Genomic DNA, 21345 nt, shown 5'->3' with positions numbered 1-21345 from the left:
CCCCGACCGGCGGGCGACCGCCGGTCGGGGCGGGGCGGGGGCCGCCGGGGACCAGCTCCGGCCGCCGGCGGGCCGCCACGTCCTCCACCCAGCCGACCAGGGCGGTCACCGCCGCGACCAGCGCGAAGACCAGGGCCACCCGGACCGCCAGGCCGACCGGGTCCTGGTGGGACCAGCCCACCACGTCCACCAGCGGGGTCAGCGCCACGACGAACGGCATGTGCCACAGGTAGACCGTGAGCGCCCGCCGGTTGAACACGGTCACCACCCGGCCGCACACGGCGTTGCGGTCCACCCAGGACGCGCCCGCCGGGGCCCGGCCGAGCAGGACGAGGACGAAGGCCGCCGACCAGAGGGCGTTGCCCAGGGGGTTGTCGTTCAGGTCGTACCCGCGGGGGCCGGGGTGGGTGACGATCCAGGCGCCCCCGGCGGCGGCGAGGGCCAGCGCGACCGGCACCAGCACCCGGGTGGCCAGCCGGCGCAGCATGCCGGCCTGGTGGGCGAAGCCGAGCAGCCACGCGCCGAAGTAGAGCCCGAAGTGGTGCAGTGCCACCGGCAGCGCCGGCAGCAGGCCCAGCTCGGCCGCGGCGAGCAGGGCGTACGGGGCGACCAGGGTGGGCACCGGGGCGCGCCGGAACAGCCAGAGGGCGGCCGGGGAGGCCAGCACGAACCAGAGGTAGTCGCGCAGGTACCAGATCACGCTGAGCGCGATCGCGCCCCACCCGTTGGCCGGCGGGTCGGCGACGGGGAAGAGCCAGAGCAGCACCTTCGGGCTCAGCGGCAGCCCGGTGAGCAGCATGGCGGGTACGAAGACCACGGCGACCACCCAGAGCGACGGCAGCAGGCGCCGCAGCCGGCGCACGACCGCGCCCGGTCCCCAGCGGTGCAGCGAGGCGGCCATCAGCGAGCCGGCCAGCGCGAACATCACCGACATGGCCGGGAAGACGAGGGTCAGGGTGGCCCATCCGGTGACGTGGTAGACGACGACTCGAACGATGGCCAGAAAGCGGAGCAGGTCAAGGTATCGGTTTCGCATCAGCCTGCATCTATGTCCGGGGGCACGGGGCTGGTCCTCCCCCTACCCTCCGGAGCGACCCCGGCAAACGGCCTGCACCTCACGGAAACGTGAGATCCTCCACCGGCCGACCGACACCGATCACGCCCGGGCCACCGGGCCGGGGGCGCACCCCGACCCGGCGCCGGTCAGAAACCCAGCTTGCGCAGCTGCTTCGGGTCCCGCTGCCAGTCCTTCGCCACCCGCACGTGCAGGTCCAGGTAGACCCGGGTGCCGAGCAGCTCCTCGATCTGCCGCCGCGCGGTCGTGCCGACCTCCTTGAGCCGGGTGGCCCGGTGGCCGATCACGATGGCCTTCTGGCTGGGCCGCTCGACGTACACGTCGGCGTAGATCTTCATGAGCTTGCCCTCGGGGATCATCTCCTCGACGACCACCGCGATGGAGTGCGGCAGCTCGTCGCGGACGCCCTCCAGGGCGGCCTCGCGGATCAGCTCGGCGACCAGCACCTGCTCCGGGTCGTCGGTGAGCATGTCGTCCGGGTAGAGCTGCGGCGACTCGGGCAGGTAGCGGGTCATCACCTCGACCAGCGTGTCGACCTGGTGCCCGGAGACCGCGCTGACCGGCACCACCTCGGCGAACTCGCCCATCTCGCTGACCGCGAGCAACTGCTCGGCCAGCCGCTTGCGGTCCACCAGGTCGGTCTTGGTGACCACCGCCAGCACGGTGGCCTTCAGTTCGGCCAGCTCGCCGGTGATGAACCGGTCGCCGCGCCCGATCGGCTCGTCCGCCGGGACGCAGAGGCCGATCACGTCGACCTCGCTCCAGGTCTGCCGGACCAGGTCGTTGAGGCGCTCGCCGAGCAGCGTGCGGGGGCGGTGCAGGCCCGGGGTGTCGACCAGCACGAGCTGGGAGTCCGGGCGGTGCAGGACGGCCCGGATGATGTGCCGGGTGGTCTGCGGCTTGTTCGAGGTGATGGCGATCTTCTGCCCGACGATCGCGTTGGTCAGCGTCGACTTCCCGGCGTTCGGACGGCCGACGAAACAGGCGAAACCCGCCCGGTACGGGCGCTGCTGCGGGTCGCTCCCGCCGCCGCCCCGCTCGCCGGAACGCGCCTCCGGCCGGCCGGTCACTCGACCACCGTGCCGAGGACGGTGCCGTCCGGCGCGGCCACGTGGATCGGCGCGTCGGCGGCGAGGTCCCGCACCGCCGCGTGCCCGGCGCCGTCCAGCGTCGACGCCTCGGTCACCACCACGGCGGCCTCCAGTCGGCTCGCGCCGGCCGCCGCCGCCGACGCCACCGCGAGCTGGAGCGCGGTGATCGTCAGCGAGGGCAGGGAGACGCTGGCCGCGGCGTACGTCCGCCCGTCCTGGTCGCGCACCGCCGCGCCCTCCACGGCGCCCACCCGGCCACGGGCGCCCCGGGCCAGGACGACCAGCTTGCCGTCCTCGGCGCTCAGTTCGACCGGTTCGGACGGGGTGGGCCGGGCGGCCGGCACGGCGGGTGACTCAGGCATCGGCGGGTTGCCTCTCCTCGGATCGGTTCGTGTCGCCCCGGGGCTCGGCGTGTTCGCCGCGGCCCGGGCCGTCCTGCGTGTCGGTCGACTCCACCCGGCTCACCAGCACGGTGTCGATCCGGTTGCGTCGGCCGGTGGTGCCCTCGGCGATCAGCCGGAGCCCGGCGACCTCGACCTGCGCCCCGGGGATCGGGACGCGGCCCAGGGACTGGGCGAGCAGGCCGCCGACGGTCTCCACCTCGTCGGTGGGCAGCTCGGTGTCGAACAGCTCGCCCAGATCCTCCACCGGGAGCCGTGCGGTGACCCGCACCGCCCCGTCGTCGAGGTGCTCGACCGGCGGCCGCTCGACATCGTACTCGTCGGTGATCTCGCCGACGATCTCCTCCAGGATGTCCTCGATGGTGACCAGCCCGCCGGTGCCGCCGTACTCGTCGACGACGATGACCAGGTGGTTGCGGGCGGCCTGCATCTCCGAGAGCAGGTCGTCGACCGGCTTCGACTCCGGCACGAAGGTGGCCGGGCGCATCAGCTCGGCGACGGGGAGCCGGCCGTCCTCCGGGGCGCCGCCCTGGGTGCGCCGGATCAGGTCCTTGAGATAGAGCACGCCGAGCACGTCGTCGACGCTCTCGCCGATCACCGGGATCCGGGAGAACCCGGAACGCAGGAACAGCGCCAGCGCCTGGGAGAGGGTCTTGCGCTCCTCTATCCACACCATCTCGGTGCGCGGCACCATCACCTCGCGGGCGATCGTGTCGCCGAGCGCGAAGACCGAGTGGATCATCTGGCGTTCGCCGTGCTCCACGACGCCGCGCTGCTCGGCCAGGTCGACCAGTTCGCGCAGCTCCACCTGGGTGGCGAACGGCCCCTCCCGGAAGCCACGGCCCGGGGTGACCGCGTTGCCGATCAGGATCAGCAGCGAGGCGAGGGGGTTGAGCGCCCGGCCCAGCCAGCGGACGAGCGGCGCGACGGACCGCCCGACCACGTACGCGTGCTGCCGGCCGATGGTGCGCGGCCCGACCCCGACCACCACGAAGCTGATCACGGTCATCGCGCCGGCGGTGACCAGCGCCGCCCGCCAGCCCGCGCCGAAGGTGTCCACCGCGACGAGCGCGACCAGGGTGGTGGCGGTCAGCTCGGCGAGCAGCCGCAGCAGCAGCAACAGGTTGAGGTGGCGGACCACGTCCCCGGCGACGGCCTGGAGCGTCCGGGCGCCCCGCACGCCGTCGCGGGCCAGCTCGGCGGCGCGGGCGGGCGAGACCGCGGCGAGGGCCGCCTCGGTCATCGCGATCAGGCCGGCCAGCACCACCAGGCCGGCCGCGGAGACCAGCAGTTGCAGGTCGGGCAGGCCGGTGGCGCCGGCCGCCAGTGTCGGGGTGACCATCACCGGGACCGGGTCGACCGCCAGCTCGCCAGCAGTCGGGCCTGGAGCGCGAACATCTCCCGCTCCTCCTCCGGCTCGGCGTGGTCGTAGCCGAGCAGGTGCAACACGCCGTGCACGGTGAGCAGGTGCAGCTCGTCGGCGGCGGCGTGACCGGCGGTCGCCGCCTGCTTGGCCGCCACCTCCGGGCAGAGCACGATGTCGCCGAGCAGCGCCGGCTCGCCGCCGGCGGCGGTGCTCTCGCCCGGCCCGTGGTCGACGCTGCCCTCGTCCATGGGGAAGGCGAGCACGTCGGTCGGGCCGTCGCCGCCCATCCACCGGTGGTTGAGCTCGGTCATGTAGTCGATGTCGACCAGCAGCACGGACAGCTCGGCGAGGGGGTTGACCCCCATCTCGTCGAGGGCGTGCCGGGCGACGGCGAGCACGGCGTCGGTGTCGACGGCGACGCCGGACTCGTTGGCGATCTCGATGGACAACAGTCTTCCCTCGGTGGTCTAGCGGCGCCGGCCGGCCCGGCCGCCCTGGGCGGACCGCCCGGGCACGGCGTGCACGCTCTGCGCCTGCTGGTTCTCCCGCTCGGCGTCCCAGCGGGCGTACGCGTCGACGATCTCCCCGACCAGTCGGTGCCGCACCACGTCGGAGCTGGAGAGCTGGGCGAAGTGCACGTCCTCGACGTTCTCCAGGATCTCCCGGACCACCCGCAGGCCGCTGGTCGTCCCGCCGGGAAGGTCCACCTGGGTGACGTCACCGGTGACGACGATCTTGGAGTTGAAGCCGAGCCGGGTGAGGAACATCTTCATCTGCTCGGGCGTGGTGTTCTGTGCCTCGTCGAGGATGATGAACGCGTCGTTGAGGGTACGCCCCCGCATGTACGCCAGCGGGGCCACCTCGATCGTGCCGGCCGCCATCAGCTTGGGGATGGAGTCCGGGTCGAGCATGTCGTGCAGCGCGTCGTAGAGGGGGCGCAGATAGGGGTCGATCTTCTCGTTGAGCGTGCCGGGCAGGAAGCCGAGCCGCTCCCCCGCCTCGACCGCCGGACGGGTGAGGATGATCCGGTTGACCTGCTTGGCCTGCAGCGCCTGGACGGCCTTGGCCATGGCCAGGTAGGTCTTGCCGGTGCCGGCGGGGCCGATGCCGAAGACGATGGTGTGCGCGTCGATCGCGTCGACGTAGCGCTTCTGGCCCAGCGTCTTGGGGCGGATGGTGCGGCCGCGCCGGGAGAGGATGTTGAGCGTCAGGACCTCGGCGGGCCGCTCGGCGCCGCCCTGCTCGAGCATGCCGACGGTACGCCGGACGGCGTCAGTGGTCAGGGTCTCGCCTTTCTCGATGAGCTCGAGCAGCTCGCTGAAGATCCGCTCGGCGAGGGCGTTGTCCGCGGGGGCGCCGGTGATGGTGATCTCGTTGCCCCGGACGTGCACGTCGCTGTCGACCGAGCGCTCGACCAGTCGCAGGATCTCGTCACCCGCGCCGAGCAGGTTGACCATGATCTTGGAATCCGGAACGGTGATCCTGGTCTGCACCCGGGGCGGGCCGGGAGGTGGGGTGCCGGTCATAGGTCGGGCCGAGGGGCCCTGCGCCACCTGCTCTCGATCTCGGCGCCGGGCCTGCTGGCGCGGCGTGCTGACGTTGCCTCCATCGTATCCGTTCAACAGCGGCGGCACCGCGCCCATTTCCGCGCGCGCGGGACGCCGCACCCGGCGTGACCGGGCGGCGGCGAAGCGGACACGGCGGGCGGGACGGCACGGGCGGGACGTGCCGCGCCGGCTCCGCCCCGCCCGTCGCGCCGGCCGTCAGGAGCCGGCGCGGAAGTCGTACCGGTCGAAGGTCTCCTGGGTGCGGGTGAACCGGTAGGTGGCCCAGTGCATCCGGACCACCGCGCCGCGCTCGTCCCGGGTGAGCCGGAGCAGCTCGCCCACCTCGCGGCCGGAGACCGTGCGGTAGACGTCGGGCTGGTCCGCCAGCGGCGCGAAGACCGCCGGCGGCTTCCCCGCGGGGTCGTCCGCGCCCCGGGCCCGCAGCGCGCCGTCGTGCCACGAGAAGACGTACTCGAAGCCCTCGCCCCACCAGCGGCCCAGCAGCCCGCGTACGCCCTCGGGCGCGGGCGGACCCGGCCGCCACGGCACGACGTCGGCCGGGTCGTGCTCGACGGCGGCGGCCAGCAGCCGGTGCGGCAGGTCGAGGACCTCGGCGGCCGTGCCGGAGGAGCCGAGCACCGCGACGCCCATCGCGCCGGGCGTCCCCTCGCCGCCCCGCCGGCCGTAGACGCCGGCCAGGAAGCCGGGCATCGCGCCGTCGTGCCCGACGTGCATGATCCGCTTGCCCTGCGGCACCAGGATCAGCCCGAGCCCGAATCCGCCGGCCCAGAGCGTCTCGTCGGTCACCGTCGCCGGCCAGCGCATCTCCTCCAGGGTGGCCGGGGCGAGCACCGCGCCGGCCGGGTCCAGCGCGGTCGGGTCGGCGAGGAAGGCCGCCCAGCGGGCCATGTCGGTGGCGGTGCTCCAGAGCTGCGCCGCCGGGCCCACCGCGCCGAAGTCGGTGGGCGGCTCGGGGTGCGCCTCGTCGGAGTACGCGTCGACGAGGAAGCCGGTCGCGGCGTGCGGGCCCGGCGTCACCGAGGTGTCGGCCAGCCCCAGCGGGGTCAGCACCCGCTCGGCGAGCACCTCCGCCCAGGTGCCGCCCCGCAGGTGGCCGACGAGCCGGCCGAGCAGCGCCATGCCCAGGTTGGAGTAGTGGTAGCGGCGGCCCGGGGGCAGCACCCGCTCGGCCCGGGCCAGGTCGGCGACCAGCTCGTCGACGTCGGGCGCGCGCAGGCTGTCCCAGACGTCGCCGTACGGCTCCCGCTGCAGGCCGGCGGTGTGCGACAGCAGCCGACGCACGGTCAGCTCGCCGTGGGCCGGCAGGTCCAGGTGGCGGCCCAGCGGGTCGTCGAGGTCGAGCAGGCCGTCGTCGCGGCACTGCAGGGTCAGCACGGCGGTGAACGTCTTGGTGACCGAGCCGATCCGGAACCGGGTGCCCGGCCCCAGCTCGGCGTCGTTGCCGGTGCCGCCGACCGTGCACGTCCACAGCGGCCGGTCGGCCCGGTGCAGGGCCGCCGACACCGCCGGCACCCGGGCCTGCGCCTGGACCGTGCGCACCAGCCGGGACAGGCGCTCCTGGACCGCCGTCACGCGAGGTTCCGGGCCAGCATCGGGCCGAGCGGCGCACCGCCGAGCACGTGCGCGTGCACGTGGAACACCTCCTGGCCGCCGTACGCCCCGGTGTTGAACATCAGCCGGAAGCCGTCGCCGAGCAGCCCCTCGTCCTCGGCCACCGCGGCGGCCGTGGCGAGCACCTCGCCGGCCAGCCCCGGATCGCCCTGGGCGAGCGTCGCCACGTCGGCGTAGTGCTCCTTCGGGATGACCAGCACGTGCACCGGCGCCTTCGGGCCGATGTCGCGGAAGGCGAGCGTGGTGGCGGTTTCCCGGACGACGGTGGCCGGGATCTCCCCGGCGACGATGCGGCAGAACAGGCAGTCGGTTCCCATCGGGGCAGTGTAAGGAAGGGCACCTCGTCGACGCCCGCGCGCGGGCGGGTCCCTCGCCGACGGCGGGCGTGCCCGGCAGGGCATGATGGCCGGCGTGACTTCACGGGCGGTACTGGTGACGGGGGCCTCGCGCGGCATCGGGCGGGCGGTGGCGACCGCGTTCGCGGCCGGCGGCGACCGGGTGGCGATCCACCACCGGGACTCGGCGGAGGCGGCCGAGCGGCTGCGCGCCGAGCTGCCCGGCGAGGGGCACGTGGTGGTCCGCGCGGACCTGACCGACCCGGACGCCGTACGGGCCATGGTGGACGAGGCGGCCGGCCTGCTGGGCGGGCTGGACGTGCTGGTCAACAACGCCGGCGTGTACGGCGAACGGGACAGCCCGCACCCGGTCTTCGGCGCCTCCTACGAGCAGTGGCGGCGGCAGTGGCGGCAGGTGGTGGAGACCAACCTGACCGGCGCGGGCAACGTCATCTGGTGCGCCGCCCAGCACATGCGCGAGCGGGGCGGCCGGATCGTCAACGTCTCCTCCCGGGGCGCCTTCCGGGGCGAGCCGGACCAGCCGGCGTACGGGGCGAGCAAGGCGGGGCTGAACGCGCTGGGGCAGTCGCTGGCGGTGGCCCTCGCCCCGTACGGCATCGCGGTCGCCACGGTCGCCCCGGGCTTCGTGGAGACCGACATGACCACCGAACACCTGCGCGGGGAGCGGGGCGCCGCGATCCGGGCCCAGAGCCCCTTCGACCGGGTGGCCCGCCCCGAGGAGATCGCCGCCGCCGTGCACTGGCTGGCCAGCCCCGAGGCGGAGTGGGCCTCCGGCACCATCGTCGACCTCAACGGGGCCTCCTACCTGCGCAGCTGAGCGTCACCAGCGCGCGAGGCGGGTGGCGAGCACCGAGAGGGCGGCCACGCCGGCCGTCGAGGTGCGCAGCACCGAGGGGCCCAGGCGTACGGCGCGGGCGCCGGCGGCCCGGAAGGTTTCCAGCTCGCTGTCGGCGATCCCGCCCTCGGGGCCGACGACCAGCACGATCTCGCCCGTGGCGGGCAGCTCGGCGGTGGTCAGCCGCTCCTGCGCCTCCTCGTGCAGCACGAACGCCGCGGCGGCCCCGGCGATCCGGCGGGCGACCCGGCCCGTCGACTCGTCCGGCGCCCCCGCCACCACGGGCAGCCAGGCGCGGCGCGCCTGTTTGGCCGCCTCCCGGGCGGTCGCCGCCCACTTCTCCCGCGCCCGTACGCCCCGGTCGCCCCGCCACTGGGTGACCGAACGGGCCGCGGCCCAGGGCACGATCTCGTCCACCCCGACCTCGGTCATCGCCTGCACGGCCAGCTCGCCCCGGTCGCCCTTGGCGATGCCCTGCACCACCACGAGGCGCGGGACGGAGGCGTCCGCGTACCCCCGGGAGGTGATCTCCGCATCGAGCGTGCCCCGGCCGACGGCGGTGACCACGGCGGCGGCCGTGCCGCCGCGCCCGTCGGCGAGCAGCAGCTCCTCGCCGACGCGCAGGCGCTGCACGGTGGCGGCGTGGTGCCCCTCGGGACCGTCGAGGGTCAGCCGGTCGGCGGTGGGCAGCGACTCGACCAGGAACAGCGGCGCGGACACGACGATCAGGCTAGTCGCCGGCGGCGGACACCGGGACGGCGAGGGCCACGGAGGTCACCCGCTCGCCGCGGTCGCGGAGGCCGACCGGGTCGCCGCGGCGCGCGGCGACCCGGGCCGGGAACGTCAGGCGTGTCCGTTGAAGGCGTCGCGCATCCGGGAGAAGAAGCCGCCCTGCTTGGTCAGCTCGGCGACCTCCTCGCCCCGGGTCTTGGCGAAGTCGCGCAGCATGCGTTCCTGGTCGGCGTCGAGCTTGGTCGGGGTGCGCACGTCGAGGTGGACGTAGAGGTCGCCCCGGCCCGTGCCGCGCAGGTGCGGCACGCCCCGGGCGCGCAGCCGCAGCGTGCTGCCCGGTTGGGTGCCGGCCTTGACGTCGACCGTCTCCTCGCTGTCCAGCGTCTTGATGGTCAGCCGCGTGCCCAGCGCCGCCGCGGTCATCGGCACGGTCACCCGGCAGTGCAGGTCGTCGCCCTTGCGGGAGTAGACGTCGTGCGGCCGCTCGTGAATCTCCACGTAGAGGTCGCCCGCGGTGCCCCCGCCCGGGCCGACCTCGCCCTGCTGGGCCAGCCGGATGCGCATGCCGTCCTCGACGCCGGCGGGGATCTTGACGGTCAGCGAGCGCCGGGTGCGGACCCGGCCGTCGCCGGCGCAGGTCGGGCAGGGGTGCGGGATGGTGGTGCCGTAGCCCTGGCAGACCGTGCACGGCCGGGCGGAGACCACCTGGCCGAGGAAGGTGCGCTGCACGGACTGCACCTCGCCCCGGCCGCCACACGCCTCGCAGGTGGCCAGGTGGGTGCCGGCCGCCGTGCCGGCGCCGGAGCAGGTGGTGCAGAGCACCGCGGTGTCGACGGTGATCGGCGCCTCGACGCCGAACGCGGTCTCGTGCAGGTCCAGCTCCAGCCGCAGGATCGCGTCGGCGCCCGGCCGGGTCCGCGGCCGCGGGCCCCGCGACCCACCGGCCGCCCCGCCGAAGAACGCGTCCATGATGTCCTGGAAGCCGACGAACGGGCCGGCGCCGCCGGGACCGCCCGGGCCGCCCGCGCCGCCGCCGCCCGGGGCGAGCGGGTCGCCACCCAGGTCGACGATCTGCCGTTTCCGGTCGTCCGAGAGGACCTCGTACGCGGCGTTGATGTCCTTGAACTTCTCCTGGGCCTCCGGATCCGGATTCACGTCCGGGTGGAACTGCCGCGCCAACTTGCGGTAGGCGCGCTTGATCTCGTCGTCGGAGGCTTCCCGGCTCACCCCGAGAATGCCGTAGTAGTCCCTGGCCACTGCGTTCCGTGTCCTCATGTTCGTCTCGCGTTGCGCCGGTCGTCGGCCGGAGCCGGCCGTCGGCCCTGACTGGTCAGTTCTGGGCCAGCAGCTCGCCCACGTAGCGTGCCACGGCCCTCACCGTGGCGATGGTGCCGGGGTAGTCCATCCGGGTCGGCCCGAGCACGCCGAGGCCGCCGACGCTGGTCGAGCCCGGGCCGTAGCCGGTGCTGACCACCGAGGCGGCACGCAGGTTGTCGATCTCGTTCTCGTCGCCGATCAGCACCCGGGTCGTGCTCGGCTCCGCCTCGCCGATCAGCTTGAGCATCACGACCTCCTCCTCCAGCGCCTCCAGGATGGGGCGCAGGGAGCCCTGGAAGTCGAGCAGGCCGCCGCGGGTGAGGTTGGCGGTGCCGGCCAGCGCGATCCGCTCCTCGTGCCGCTCGATCAGCGTCTCGAGCAGCACCGTGGAGAGGGTGGTCATGGCAGGCCGCAGGTGCGGCACCGACTCGTCGACCAGCGCCTGCACCAGCGGCGGGGTCTCCGACAGCCGGATGCCGACCAGCTTCTCGTTGACCAGCCGGCGCAGGTCCGTGACGTCGTCGGCGGGGATCGGCCCGGGCAGCTCGACCAGCCGCTGCTCGACCCGGCCGGTGTCGGCGATCATGACCAGCATCAGCCGGGTCGTGGAGATCGGCACCAGCTCCAGGTGGCGGACGGAGGAGCGGGCCAGCGACGGGTACTGCACGACGGCGACCTGCCGGGTGAGCTGCGCCAGCAGCCGGACGGTGCGGTGCACCACGTCGTCGAGGTCGACGGCGCCGACCAGGAAGCGCTCGATCGCCCGGCGCTCGGCCGGGCTGAGCGGTTTGACCCGGGACAGCCGGTCCACGAAGAGCCGGTAGCCGCGGTCGGTGGGCACCCGACCGGCGCTGGTGTGCGGCTGGCGGATGTAGCCCTCCTCCTCCAGCACGGCCATGTCGTTGCGGACGGTCGCCGGTGAGACCCCGAGCTGGTGCCGCTCGACCAGCGCCTTGCTGCCGACGGGCTCCTGCGTGGCGACGTAGTCCTCGACGATCGCGCGCAGCACGGCGAGCTTGCGGTCGTCGAGACCCATCCTCCCCACCTCCCTGTCGCGCGTCGGGCCCGGCACCCGAGGGGCCGGGCGGTGCTGGCACTCGTCCGTAGCGAGTGCCAGTCTACGTCGGCGTGCGCGTCGACGCGATGATCAACCTTGGACCGGCGGTCCGATCCGCGCCGCCGTGGCGACGCCGCCAGGGCCGTTCATCCGGACAACCCGGCCGGTGTCGCCCTGGTGCGCCCTTGCCGGCGGCGCCTACCGTGACGTCCATGACTGAACCACCTCGCCCTCCCGGAGCGGGGGACCCCGGCGACCGGCCGGACCCGACCGCTCCGTCGGGGGTTCCCGGCCCGCCCGGCGCCGACGACCCCACCGCACCACTGTCCGGGGCGCCGGGCCCGGGCGGCTATCCCCCGCCCGGCGGCTATCCGCCGCCCACCGGTGACCAACCGCCGTCGGGTGGCTACCCTCCGCCGGGTGGCTACCCACCGCCCGGGGGCCAACCCCCGCCCGGCGGCTACGCCCAGCCGGGCGTCGGCTATCCGACCGGCGGGGCCTACGGCGCCCCCACCGGCGGCTACGCCAACAACGAGGACAAGAACTGGGCGCTGATCGCCCACTTCGGCGGCGCGGCCGGCGTGGTCTTCGGCGGCGGCCTGCTCGGCTGGGTCGCGCCGCTCATCGCGCTGATGACCCGTGGGCAGCAGTCGCCGACCGCCCGGGCGCACGCCGTCGCGGCGCTGAACTTCCAGATCACCTGGGCGATCGCGGGCGTGCTGAGCTGGGTGCTCACCCTGGTCACCTGCGGAATCCTGTTCTTCGTCCCGATGCTCATCTGGCTCGTGCCGCTGATCTTCGGGATCATCGGCGGGGTCAAGGCCAACGAGGGCGTGCTCTACCGCTACCCGATGAGCTACAGCTTCACCAGGTGAGCCGGGCCGGCCGGTCCACCGGCCGGCTCAGGCCACGCTCCCCGAGGGCCCGCTGCCGGCTCAGGGCAGCAGGTCGCGGACGACCGCGTCGGCCAGCAGCCGTCCGCGCAGGGTCAGCACGGCGCGGCCCGCCGCGTACTCGGGGCCGGCCAGCAGGCCGCCGGCGAGCGCCCGCTCGGCGCCGGCCCGGCCCGCGTCGTCCAGCGCGTCCAGCGGCAGCCCCGAGGCGAGCCGCAGCCGGAGCATGACGTCCTCCATGTGCGCCTCGTCGGCGGTGAGCACCTCCCGGGCCAGGCCGGGCGACCCGCCGCCGGCCAGCCGCTTCGCGTACGTCGTGGGGTGCTTCACGTTCCACCAGCGCACGCCACCGACGTGGCTGTGCGCCCCGGGGCCGAGGCCCCACCAGTCGGCGCCGGTCCAGTAGAGCAGGTTGTGCCGGCACCGGGCCGCCTCGCCACGGGCCCAGTTCGACACCTCGTACCAGGAGAAACCGGCCGCGCCGAGGGCGGCCTCCGCCGCGAGGTAGCGGTCCGCGGCGACGTCGTCGGAGGGGTACGGCAGCTCGCCGCGCCGCATCCGGGCGGCGAGCCGGGTGCCGTCCTCCACGATCAGGGCGTACGCGCTGACGTGGTCCACGCCCGCGGCGACGACCTGGTCGAGGGAGGCGGCGAAGTCGGCCTCGCTCTCCCCCGGCGTGCCGTAGATGAGGTCGAGGTTGACGTGGTCGAACCCGGCCTCGCGGGCCTCCCGGGCGGCGGCGGTGGCCCGGCCGGCGCTGTGCGTGCGGTCGAGGACCGCCAACACCCCCGGCGCGGCGGACTGCATCCCCAGCGAGATCCGGGTGTAGCCGGCCGCCCGCAGCGCCCGCAGCGACTGCGGGGTAACCGACTCCGGGTTGGCCTCGGTGGTCACCTCAGCGTCGGGCGCGAGCCCCCAGGTGCGGTCGATGCCGTCGAGGATCCGGGCCAGGTCGTCGGCGGGGAGCAGCGTGGGGGTGCCGCCGCCGACGAAGACCGTGTCGACCCGCGGCGGCGGGGCGTCGCCCAGCACCCGGCCGGCGAGCGCCAGCTCGGCCAGCACGGTGTCGGCGTACCCCTCCCGGCTCGCCCCGCCGCCCAGCTCGGCCGCGGTGTAGGTGTTGAAGTCGCAGTAGCCGCAGCGGCTGGCGCAGAACGGGACGTGCACGTACACGCCGAAGCCCCGCGCGCCGACCGCGCGGGTGGCGGCGGCGGGCAGCGACCCGTCGACGGGGACGGATTCGCCTTCTGGAAGGACGCCGGGCATGGCCACTAGTGTGCCCGGCATGACCTCTCCCGACGTGCTCGTGCGGGCCGCCACGGCCCGCGGGGTGACCACCCTCACCCTGGACAGCCCGCACAACCGCAACGCGCTCTCCACGCCGCTGATGACCCAGCTGCTGGCCAGCCTCGCCGAGGCGGTCGCCGACGACGCCGTCCGCGTGGTCGTGCTGGACCACACCGGGCCGGTCTTCTGCTCGGGGGCGGACCTGAAGGAGACGGCCGCCGCGTACGCCAGCGGGTCGGTGCCGGCCGGGATGCTCGGGGACGTGCTCGCGGCGGTCTGGGAGTGCCCGAAGCCGGTGGTGGCGAAGGTGGCCGGCCCGGCCCGGGCCGGCGGGCTGGGCCTGATCGCGGCGGCCGACCTGGCGGTGTGCGCGCAGGACGCGACGTTCGCCTTCACCGAGGTGCGGATCGGGGTGATCCCGGCGGTGATCTCCGCGACCGTGCTGCCCCGGCTGCACCCCCGCGCGGCGGCCGAGCTCTACCTGACCGGGGACACCTTCGACGGCCGGCGGGCGGCGGAGATCGGGCTGGTCACCGCCGCGGTGCCGGCCGACGGGCTGGACGCCGCCGTCGCCGGGTACTGCGACTCGCTGGTCCGGGGCGCGCCGGGCGCGCTGGCCGGGGCGAAGCAGCTGCTGCGCCGGCCGCCCGCCGCCGACCTGCGGGAGGAGATCGCCGGTCTGTCCACCCTCTCGACCGGGTACTTCCTCTCGGACGAGGGCCGCGAGGGCGTGCCGGCCCCGGACGGCGAGGCCACGGCGGGCGCCGGCCGGTAGCGGGGCGGGCCGAGGTCGCCGGCGCCCGGGCGGGAACAGGTGGGGCCGCCCGGGAAACGGGAACCCGCGGGCTCACCCGGGACCGCCCTTCGGCCCCGGGGGCCCGCCCGTCCGGCGGCCGGTGCCGCGCGGGGCGGACCGGGCGGGAACCGGTCGGACGACCCGGCAGGGCCCATGGGGGACGTACGCTTGTCGGACTGTCGAACAGGGGGTGTGGGTGCGAACTCGGGCAGTCGTGGCGGGCGGCGTCGTCCTCGTCCTCGCCGCCGTGGTCGGAGTCTGGATTGTCGTCCGGCAGGTGGGCGGGCAGTTGCGCCTGCCGCTGTCCAGCCGGACGTGCACGGTGCAGGCGGACGGCCGGGTGGCCCTGGACGCCGACCAGATGGCCAACGCGGCGACGATCGCGGCGATCGGCGCGCAGCGCAGGATGCCCGAGCGGGCCGTGGTGGTGGCCCTGGCCACCGCGTACCAGGAGTCCGGCCTGCGCAACCTCGCCGGGGGCGACCGCGACTCGGTGGGGCTGTTCCAGCAGCGCCCGAGCCAGGGCTGGGGCACCCCGCAGGAGATCCGCGACCCCCGGTACGCGGCGAACCGGTTCTACGCCGCGCTCAAGAAGGTGCGCGGCTGGGAGCGGATGCGCGTCACCGACGCGGCGCAGAGGGTGCAGCGGTCCGCCTTCCCCGAGGCGTACCAGAAGTGGGCGGACGAGTCCGAGGTGTTGAGCCGGGCCCTGCTCGGGCACGCCACCGGCGCGGTGGCCTGCACGGTGAGCCGCGACCCGGTGATGCGCGGGGAGGCCGCGGCGACCGCGCTGACCCGCGGCCTGTCGCTGGACTGGGGCCTGGCCGCCGCCGGCGCGGCCGACCTGACCGGCCTCACGATCCCCGCCGCCGACGAGCGCCGGGGCTGGCGGTACGCGCACTGGCTGGTCTCCCACGCGCACGACCACGGGGTGAAGCGGGTCCGCTTCGGCGGCCTGGAGTGGACCGCCCGCGACGGCACCTGGGACCGGGTGAGCGGCGAGCCGACCACCGGTGGCCGGGTGGTCGCCGAGGTCTTCGGCGAGGCGTAGCCGCCCCGATCTCCTTACCGGCAGTCACCGCACAATCCGTCATTACGGGCGGAAAGCCCCATCGCCACCCTCCCGCGCGACGAATCGTAGTCGCCCCGCTGCCCACGGTCGGGACACGGTCGCATATCACGCGGGGCAGTACCCCACACCGGAATCAGCGGGTTACGATCGGCGGCCTGTGCCAGCAATGGTTTCGCCTCATGGGGAGGGGTACGTCGAGGTGTTCGACTACGGCGACCGGACCGGTTACGAACCGATCAGTGACACCGACCGCAAGGAGTTCCACGAGCAGGGCTTCCTCCTGCTGCGCAACGTCCTGACGGAAGACCACCGGGCGGCGCTGGAGGCGGCGGTCGACCGCGTCTACGCCGAGGAGAAGGCCAAGGGCAACACCACCAAGGACGGCACCCTGCACCTGCTGGGCTTCCTGGAGCGGGACGAGCTCTTCGGCGACCTGCTGACCCACCCGATCGCCTTCCCGTACATGTGGGGCCTGGCCGGCTGGAACATCTACACCCACCACAACCACCTGGACGTCACCCCGCCGGCGGCGGAGCCGGAGAAGCCGTACTGGGGTTGGCACCAGGACGGATACCGGCAGAACTCCGACCCGGAGACGATGGACCCGAACCTGCCCCGGCCGATGTTCTCCCTCAAGGTGGCCTACGTCCTCTCCGACCTGTCGGAGAAGGGCCGGGGCGCCACCAAGGTGATCCCGGGCAGCCACCTGTGGAACTCGCTGCCGCGCCCGGAGGACACCTCCGTGCACAACCCGGACCCGGAGGGCACGGTGGAGATCACCGCCAACCCGGGCGACGCGTTCATCTTCGACCGCCGCCAGTGGCACTCCCGGTCGACGAACCTGTCGAACATCACCCGCAAGATGCTCTTCGTCGGCTACACCTACCGGTGGATCCGCCCCCTCGACGAGCTGCACATCGACAAGGACGGCGAGTGGTGGGCCAACCGCACGCCGGTGCAGCGCCAGCTCTGCGGTGAGGGCACGCACACCGCGAACTACTGGGGCATCAACTGGGACGGCTACATCGACGACGAGATCCCGCTGCGCAAGGAGCTCAAGCAGCGCGGCCTGCTCGACCGCAACATCCCCTGGCTGCGCTGAGCCGGTCACCCGGCTCCCGCCGACGCGACGTCGAACGGGCCCCCTCCCTGTCGGGACGGGGCCCGTTCCCCGTTCACCCGCCCCGGCGTCAGCTCCGGCCGGTGAGCCGGCGGCGCGCCTTCTGCCGGATCGGCTCGGGCAGGTCCGGCGCGTCGAGCAGCCGGGGCAGCAGGTCGGGCTCCAGGTTCAACGCCCGGAACACCTCGCCGATCGTCACCCCGTGCGCGGGCCGGTCCACCACCTCGACCGGGTCGCCCGCACCGACCTCCCCCTCCCGCAGCACCCGCAGGTACGCGCCGGGCGTCGCCCGCACCGTGAACCGCTTGATCAGGTCCGGCACGCCCCAGAAACCGGCGAACGTGGTGCACGGCGTGCGGGGCTTGGTCACCTGGAGCAGCGCCGACCCGATCGCCCACTGCTCGCCGATCACCGCGCCGGTCACGTCGACCGCGTACGTGGTCAGGTTCTCGCCGAACCCGCCGGGGCGGATGGCGCGACCGATCTCGGCCGCCCACCAGCCGGCGTCCTCCTCGGCGTACGCGTAGACCGCCTGGTCCGGGCCGCCGTGCTGGGCGCGCTCGCCGATGAAGTCGCCGGCCACCCCGTCCGCGCGCAGCAGCACCGGGCCCTGCACCGGCCGCTTGTCGATGCCGCTGCGCCCGCTCGCGTCGCCCGCCCATTCCGCCTCGGTCACGACGCCGAGGTTCACCGATGCCAGCCTGCCCGTCATGGCGGTCAGCCTAGCCCGCCCCGCGGACGGCCCCGAACCACGCGAGGGGCCCCCTGCGCACGCCTGGCGTCGACAGGGGGCCCGCACGGTTCCTCGTGGGCGTCAGCCCTTGACGGCTCCGGCCACCAGGCCGGAGACCATCCGCCGCTGCACCAGTAGGAAGAAGATGATCACGGGCAGGGTGAACAGGGTGGAAGCGGCCATCACCGGGCCCCAGGCGGTGTCGTCGCGGCCGAAGAAGAAGGTCATCGCGACCGGGAGGGTGTAGCTCTCCTGGTCGTTGATGAAGGTCAGCGCGAAGATCAGCTCGTTCCAGGCGGTGATGAACGAGAAGATGCTCGTCGCCACCAGGCCGGGGGCCACCAGCGGGAAGAGGACCTTCCGGAAGGTCTGCGCCCGGCTGGCTCCGTCGATGGCCGCGGCCTCCTCCAACTCCTTCGGCACCGCGGCGACGAAGCCACGCAGCATCCAGACCGCGAACGGCAGCGAGAAGCCGAGGTAGGTGAGGATCAGGCTGGGCAGGGTGTTGTAGAGCCCGAGCCGCTGGATCATCAGGAACAGGGGGATGACCAGCGCCTCCAGCGGGATCATCTGCACCACCAGCAGCATGATCAGGAAGGTGGTCCGCAGCTTGAACCGGAACCGGGCCACCGCGGTGGCGGCGAGCAGCGCGACCAGACCGCTGAGCAGCACCGTGCAGACCGCGACCAGCGCGCTGTTGAGGAAGAAGTCGGCGAAGGTCACGCCCGGGATCAGGTTGCCGGTGAGGATCTGGCGGTAGTGCTCCAGGGTCGGCTCGGACGGCACCGGCCGGGGCGTGGTCGAGAAGATCTCCGAACTCGGCTTCAGCGAGGTGGCGATCATCCAGTAGACCGGGAAAGCGGCGAAGAGCGCGACCAGCAGTCCCGCGCCGTTGAGGGCGACCCGCTTCACGCCTGCGCCGCCTGCGCGTCGCGTCACGCGTCCTCCTCCTGCTTGAGCACCATGCGGACGTAGAGGCCGGTCACCACCAGCAGGATCAGGGTGAGGATCACCGCGATCGCCGCGCCGAGGCCGTACTTGGGCGGGGGCGAGAACGCCTCCGCGTACGAGTAGATGGAGAGCATGAACGTCGGCCGGTCCTGCGTGCCGCCGGCCAGCACGAACTGCTGGGTGAAGACCTTGAAGTCCCAGATGGTGGAGAGCACGATCAGGATCCCGAAGACCGGCCGCAGCAGCGGGAAGGTGATCTTCCAGAACACCTTCCACGGCCCGGCCCCGTCGACCCGGGCCGCCTCGTGCAGCTCGCTCGGCACGCTCTTCAGGCCGGCCAGCACGCTGACCGCGATGAACGGGAACGAGTGCCAGACCACCACCAGGGTCAGGATCGAGAAGAACAACAGGGGCGAGTTGAACCAGCCGTACCCGGTCCAGTCACTGCGCCCGAAGAGGCTCTGCGAGAGCCCGTCGGGCAGCGCGTTGAACAGCCAGGTCACCAGGCCGCTGGTGTCGTCGAAGATCCACTTCCAGACGATCGTGCCGGTCAGCGCCGGGGTGGCCCAGGCCAGCATGACGCAACTGGCCACGAAGGCGGCCATCCGCTTGCCGAGCCGGTTGAGCAGCAGACCGACCAGGGTGCCCAGGATCATCGTCAGCACCACGTTGGCGGCGGCGAAGAGGACGGTGTTGCGCAGCACCGTCAGGAAGAACGGGTCGCCGAGGATCTCGGTGTAGTTGCCCAGTCCCACCCACGGCCACTCGCGGTCGCCGCGTAGCTGACGGACGTTGTTGAGCTGGTGGAAGGACATCACCACCACCTGGCCGAGCGGCCAGAGCAGCAGCACGCCGATGATCACCAGGCAGGGCAGGAGCAGCAGGTAGGGCAGGCGGTCCACCCGGCGACGCCGCCGCGCGGGGGTCTCCCGCGCGGCGCCCGCCTCCGGCGCCTCGGTCAGCGTGGTCACTTGGCGTTGAGGATGCTTTCCATCTCCGCGGCCGCGTCGGCGGTAGCCTTCTCGACCGTCTTCTGACCCTTCATGACCGAGCTGTTCATCGCCTGGGTCACCGTCTTGGTGCGGCTGACCTCCACCCACTTCGGGGTGAGCGGCGTGAGCTTGGTGTTCTGCATCGTGGTGGCGAACGCCCCCATGATCTTGTCGCTGGCGTACTTGTCGCCGCTGACCAGGTCCTTGTAGACCGGGAAGAAGCCGAGGCTGTCGGCGAACGCCTGGTCGTTCTTCTTGCTCAGCAGCACGGTCAGGTAGTCCCACGCGAGGTCCTGCCGCTCGCTGTCCTTCCAGACGGCGATGTCCGAGCCGCCGGCGAAGCCGGGCGCGGCCTTGCCGTCCGGGCCGGGGATCGGGAACGTGCCCCAGACCTTCTCGATGTCGGGGTTGTCCTTCTTGATGGCGCCCTGCTGCCAGCTGCCGCCGAAGGCCATCGCGGCCTTGCCGGTGGCGAACTGGGTCCGGGCGTCGATCTCGTTCCAGCCCGCGGCGGCCGGCGGGGCCACCTTGTGCACGGTCACCAGGTCGGTCCAGAACTTGACGGCCTTCTGCGCCTCGGGCGTGTTGTAACCCGACTTCCAGGTGTCGCCCTGCTGGGTGGCGATCTCCGCACCGGCGCCCCAGAGGAACGAGTAGAAGGGCAGCTCCGAGTTGCCCGGCAGGGCGATGCCGTAGGTGCCCGGCTTCTTGGCCTGCACGGCCTTGGCGGCGGCCACCAGTTCCTCCCAGTTCGTCGGCGGCTTCACGCCCGCCTCGGCGAACCAGTCGGTGCGGTAGTACATCGCCCGGACGCCGGCGTACCACGGCACGCCGTACTGCTTGCCGTCGAGCTGGGCGTTCTTCACCAGGTCGGGGAGGATGTCCTTGCCCTCGGCCCAGCCGTTCATCTTGCCCGTGAGGTCGGCCAGCGCCTCCTGCGCCGCCCAGCCCTGGGTCTCGGTGTTGCCCAGCTCGGTGATGTCCGGCCCCTCACCGCCGGCGAGGGCGGCCTGGAACTTCTTCGGCGCCTCGAGCCAGGGGATGTACTGGACCACCACGTCGGTGTCCGGGTGCTTCTGCCGGAACTCGGTCTCGACGCCGTCGAGGAACTTGGTCTGCGCCTCGCTTCCCTCGCCCATCATCCAGACCGTCAGCTTGCTGTTGTCGGCGGCCTTCTCGTCATCGGAGCCACCGCAACCGGACAGCACCATCGCGGCCGAGGCCACGACGGCGGTGACCGGGGCCAGCCGCTTCCACCTGTTCACGCCACATCTCCCTCGCGCCGCTTGGCACTAACCTTCTCCGCCGCACCTTAGTAGGAAAAATTCCTTTACGACAGTGGACGGTTCGGCGAAAGAGAGGCGACGGTACCGCAGGAGCGGGACCGGGCGGGGGTCGGCACCGGGGCGAAACCGGTCGTACCCATACGAACGGGCGCCCGACCTGTCGGTCGGGCGCCCGTCGAGTGCGGTGCGGGGGTTACCGGTGGGTGACGCTGCGGCGACGCCCCACCCCGGCGACCAGCGCCACGGCGATGGCGGCCAGCACCACCTGGACCAGCAGCTCACCCCAGTCGATGCCGGAGGTCTCGGTGGCGATACCCATCGCCCGAGCCAGCACGGTGCCCAGCAGCGCGGCGCCGACACCGATCAGCATGTGCAGCCACATCGGCATGTTCTGGCGGCCCGGCACGAGCAGGCGACCCAGAGCGCCGACGATCAGACCAACGATGAGCGCAGTGACGATGCCCCAAACGGTGAGCTCCACGTCGCCCTCCTTCTGCGAATAAGCAATTCCACGGTCTGTGGTGTTCCTGTCGTGACCGCAATGTTCCCGACCGGCCGAAAAACCAAACCGGTTCGGACTCGCCGAGACGGCGTCGGGCGTCAATGGCGCACCGTGCGCCGAATACCGCCGCGGGACCGTCGGCGCAGGTGACGCCCCTTGCGACCGCGGGCCGGGCAGGCTGGCGGGAAGCCGTGGAATTTCTCCGACGCGAACGGCCGGCGCCCCGCCGGGCGGGACCACCGAGGGGTCCACGGCCCGGCCGGGGCGCGGGCCGTCGTACGTCGTCATCCGCCGGCGGGCCGGC

General features: G+C 73.4%; 22 protein-coding genes. 5 read left to right on the top strand and 17 right to left on the bottom strand.

Annotation, left to right across the window (positions count from 1 at the left end; genetic code table 11):
* From ACSNOB_RS12970 to ACSNOB_RS12935, 8 genes are all read right to left on the bottom strand, one after another.
* Positions 1-1036 (bottom strand): acyltransferase family protein (locus tag ACSNOB_RS12970; RefSeq protein ID WP_436686873.1); only part of this gene is annotated, 1036 nt, incomplete at its 3' end.
* 167 nt (positions 1037-1203) lie between these two features.
* Complete coding sequence (gene era / locus ACSNOB_RS12965; protein ID WP_436686872.1) at positions 1204-2145, bottom strand: GTPase Era; 942 nt, start codon at positions 2143-2145, stop codon at positions 1204-1206.
* Positions 2142-2528, bottom strand: a complete 387-nt coding sequence (locus ACSNOB_RS12960; protein ID WP_091104082.1) for a cytidine deaminase — start codon at positions 2526-2528, stop codon at positions 2142-2144. Before ACSNOB_RS12960 ends, era begins: the two co-directional genes overlap by 4 nt.
* Entirely contained in the window at positions 2521-3933 is a 1413-nt protein-coding gene (locus ACSNOB_RS12955; protein ID WP_393112324.1) for a hemolysin family protein, read from the bottom strand. The genes ACSNOB_RS12960 and ACSNOB_RS12955 overlap by 8 nt, the downstream gene beginning before the upstream one ends.
* Positions 3909-4382 (bottom strand): rRNA maturation RNase YbeY, encoded by a 474-nt coding sequence (ybeY, locus tag ACSNOB_RS12950; RefSeq protein WP_393112251.1) that lies wholly within the window; start codon positions 4380-4382, stop codon positions 3909-3911. The genes ACSNOB_RS12955 and ybeY overlap by 25 nt, the downstream gene beginning before the upstream one ends.
* A gap of 18 nt (positions 4383-4400) precedes the next feature.
* The gene (locus tag ACSNOB_RS12945) at positions 4401-5459 is read right to left on the bottom strand and encodes a PhoH family protein (RefSeq protein WP_436686871.1); all 1059 of its coding nucleotides are present in this window, start codon (positions 5457-5459) and stop codon (positions 4401-4403) included.
* Between the two features lie 237 nt (positions 5460-5696).
* Positions 5697-7073 carry a serine hydrolase domain-containing protein gene (locus ACSNOB_RS12940; RefSeq protein WP_436686870.1) on the bottom strand — a complete coding sequence of 459 codons (1377 nt, stop codon included), beginning with the start codon at positions 7071-7073 and terminating at the stop codon, positions 5697-5699.
* On the bottom strand, positions 7070-7429 hold the full coding sequence (locus ACSNOB_RS12935) for a histidine triad nucleotide-binding protein (RefSeq protein WP_393112245.1): 360 nt from the start codon (positions 7427-7429) through the stop codon (positions 7070-7072). Before ACSNOB_RS12935 ends, ACSNOB_RS12940 begins: the two co-directional genes overlap by 4 nt.
* A 94-nt stretch (positions 7430-7523) precedes the next feature.
* Between ACSNOB_RS12935 and ACSNOB_RS12930 the strand changes: the two genes are divergently transcribed.
* Positions 7524-8285 (top strand): SDR family NAD(P)-dependent oxidoreductase, encoded by a 762-nt coding sequence (locus ACSNOB_RS12930; protein WP_393112243.1) that lies wholly within the window; start codon positions 7524-7526, stop codon positions 8283-8285.
* A 3-nt stretch (positions 8286-8288) separates the two neighbouring features.
* Here the strand turns inward: ACSNOB_RS12930 and ACSNOB_RS12925 are convergent, their stop codons facing one another.
* The 3 genes from ACSNOB_RS12925 to hrcA form a co-directional block, all read right to left on the bottom strand.
* Complete coding sequence (locus ACSNOB_RS12925; RefSeq protein ID WP_436686869.1) at positions 8289-9023, bottom strand: 16S rRNA (uracil(1498)-N(3))-methyltransferase; 735 nt, start codon at positions 9021-9023, stop codon at positions 8289-8291.
* Positions 9024-9146: 123 nt separating this feature from the next.
* Entirely contained in the window at positions 9147-10292 is a 1146-nt protein-coding gene (gene dnaJ, locus ACSNOB_RS12920) for a molecular chaperone DnaJ (RefSeq protein ID WP_393112322.1), read from the bottom strand.
* 73 nt (positions 10293-10365) lie between these two features.
* Positions 10366-11388, bottom strand: coding sequence for a heat-inducible transcriptional repressor HrcA (gene hrcA / locus ACSNOB_RS12915; protein WP_436686868.1), 1023 nt, complete (start codon positions 11386-11388; stop codon positions 10366-10368).
* 233 nt (positions 11389-11621) lie between these two features.
* Between hrcA and ACSNOB_RS12910 the strand changes: the two genes are divergently transcribed.
* On the top strand, positions 11622-12284 hold the full coding sequence (locus ACSNOB_RS12910; protein ID WP_436686867.1) for a DUF4870 domain-containing protein: 663 nt from the start codon (positions 11622-11624) through the stop codon (positions 12282-12284).
* 60 nt (positions 12285-12344) lie between these two features.
* Here the strand turns inward: ACSNOB_RS12910 and hemW are convergent, their stop codons facing one another.
* A complete protein-coding gene (hemW, locus tag ACSNOB_RS12905; protein WP_436686866.1) occupies positions 12345-13568 on the bottom strand; it encodes a radical SAM family heme chaperone HemW in 1224 nt (407 codons plus the stop codon).
* A 19-nt stretch (positions 13569-13587) separates the two neighbouring features.
* Here hemW and ACSNOB_RS12900 point away from each other — a divergent pair, with 19 nt between their 5' ends.
* The 3 genes from ACSNOB_RS12900 to ACSNOB_RS12890 all read left to right on the top strand — a co-directional run bounded on the left by ACSNOB_RS12900 (position 13588) and on the right by ACSNOB_RS12890 (position 16559).
* Positions 13588-14364, top strand: coding sequence for an enoyl-CoA hydratase-related protein (locus ACSNOB_RS12900; protein WP_436686865.1), 777 nt, complete (start codon positions 13588-13590; stop codon positions 14362-14364).
* A 211-nt stretch (positions 14365-14575) separates the two neighbouring features.
* Complete coding sequence (locus ACSNOB_RS12895; RefSeq protein WP_436686864.1) at positions 14576-15436, top strand: hypothetical protein; 861 nt, start codon at positions 14576-14578, stop codon at positions 15434-15436.
* Between the two features lie 187 nt (positions 15437-15623).
* The gene (locus tag ACSNOB_RS12890; protein ID WP_393112229.1) at positions 15624-16559 is read left to right on the top strand and encodes a phytanoyl-CoA dioxygenase family protein; all 936 of its coding nucleotides are present in this window, start codon (positions 15624-15626) and stop codon (positions 16557-16559) included.
* An 88-nt stretch (positions 16560-16647) separates the two neighbouring features.
* Here ACSNOB_RS12890 and ACSNOB_RS12885 read toward each other — a convergent pair whose 3' ends face one another.
* The 5 genes from ACSNOB_RS12885 to ACSNOB_RS12865 all read right to left on the bottom strand — a co-directional run bounded on the left by ACSNOB_RS12885 (position 16648) and on the right by ACSNOB_RS12865 (position 21020).
* On the bottom strand, positions 16648-17289 hold the full coding sequence (locus tag ACSNOB_RS12885) for an MOSC domain-containing protein (protein WP_436686863.1): 642 nt from the start codon (positions 17287-17289) through the stop codon (positions 16648-16650).
* Positions 17290-17391: 102 nt separating this feature from the next.
* The gene (locus ACSNOB_RS12880) at positions 17392-18222 is read right to left on the bottom strand and encodes a carbohydrate ABC transporter permease (protein WP_393112320.1); all 831 of its coding nucleotides are present in this window, start codon (positions 18220-18222) and stop codon (positions 17392-17394) included.
* A 23-nt stretch (positions 18223-18245) separates the two neighbouring features.
* The gene (locus ACSNOB_RS12875; protein WP_436686862.1) at positions 18246-19232 is read right to left on the bottom strand and encodes a carbohydrate ABC transporter permease; all 987 of its coding nucleotides are present in this window, start codon (positions 19230-19232) and stop codon (positions 18246-18248) included.
* On the bottom strand, positions 19229-20518 hold the full coding sequence (locus ACSNOB_RS12870) for a sugar ABC transporter substrate-binding protein (protein ID WP_393112224.1): 1290 nt from the start codon (positions 20516-20518) through the stop codon (positions 19229-19231). Before ACSNOB_RS12870 ends, ACSNOB_RS12875 begins: the two co-directional genes overlap by 4 nt.
* Before the next feature lie 214 nt (positions 20519-20732).
* On the bottom strand, positions 20733-21020 hold the full coding sequence (locus ACSNOB_RS12865) for a GlsB/YeaQ/YmgE family stress response membrane protein (RefSeq protein WP_393112222.1): 288 nt from the start codon (positions 21018-21020) through the stop codon (positions 20733-20735).
* Positions 21021-21345 lie beyond the last annotated feature (325 nt).

The sequence above is a fragment of the Micromonospora sp. URMC 106 genome (assembly GCF_051386395.1).
GTDB lineage: Bacteria > Actinomycetota > Actinomycetes > Mycobacteriales > Micromonosporaceae > Micromonospora.
The sequence above is the reverse complement of the archived record's forward strand: the minus strand, read 5'-3'. Positions and strand labels throughout refer to the sequence as shown.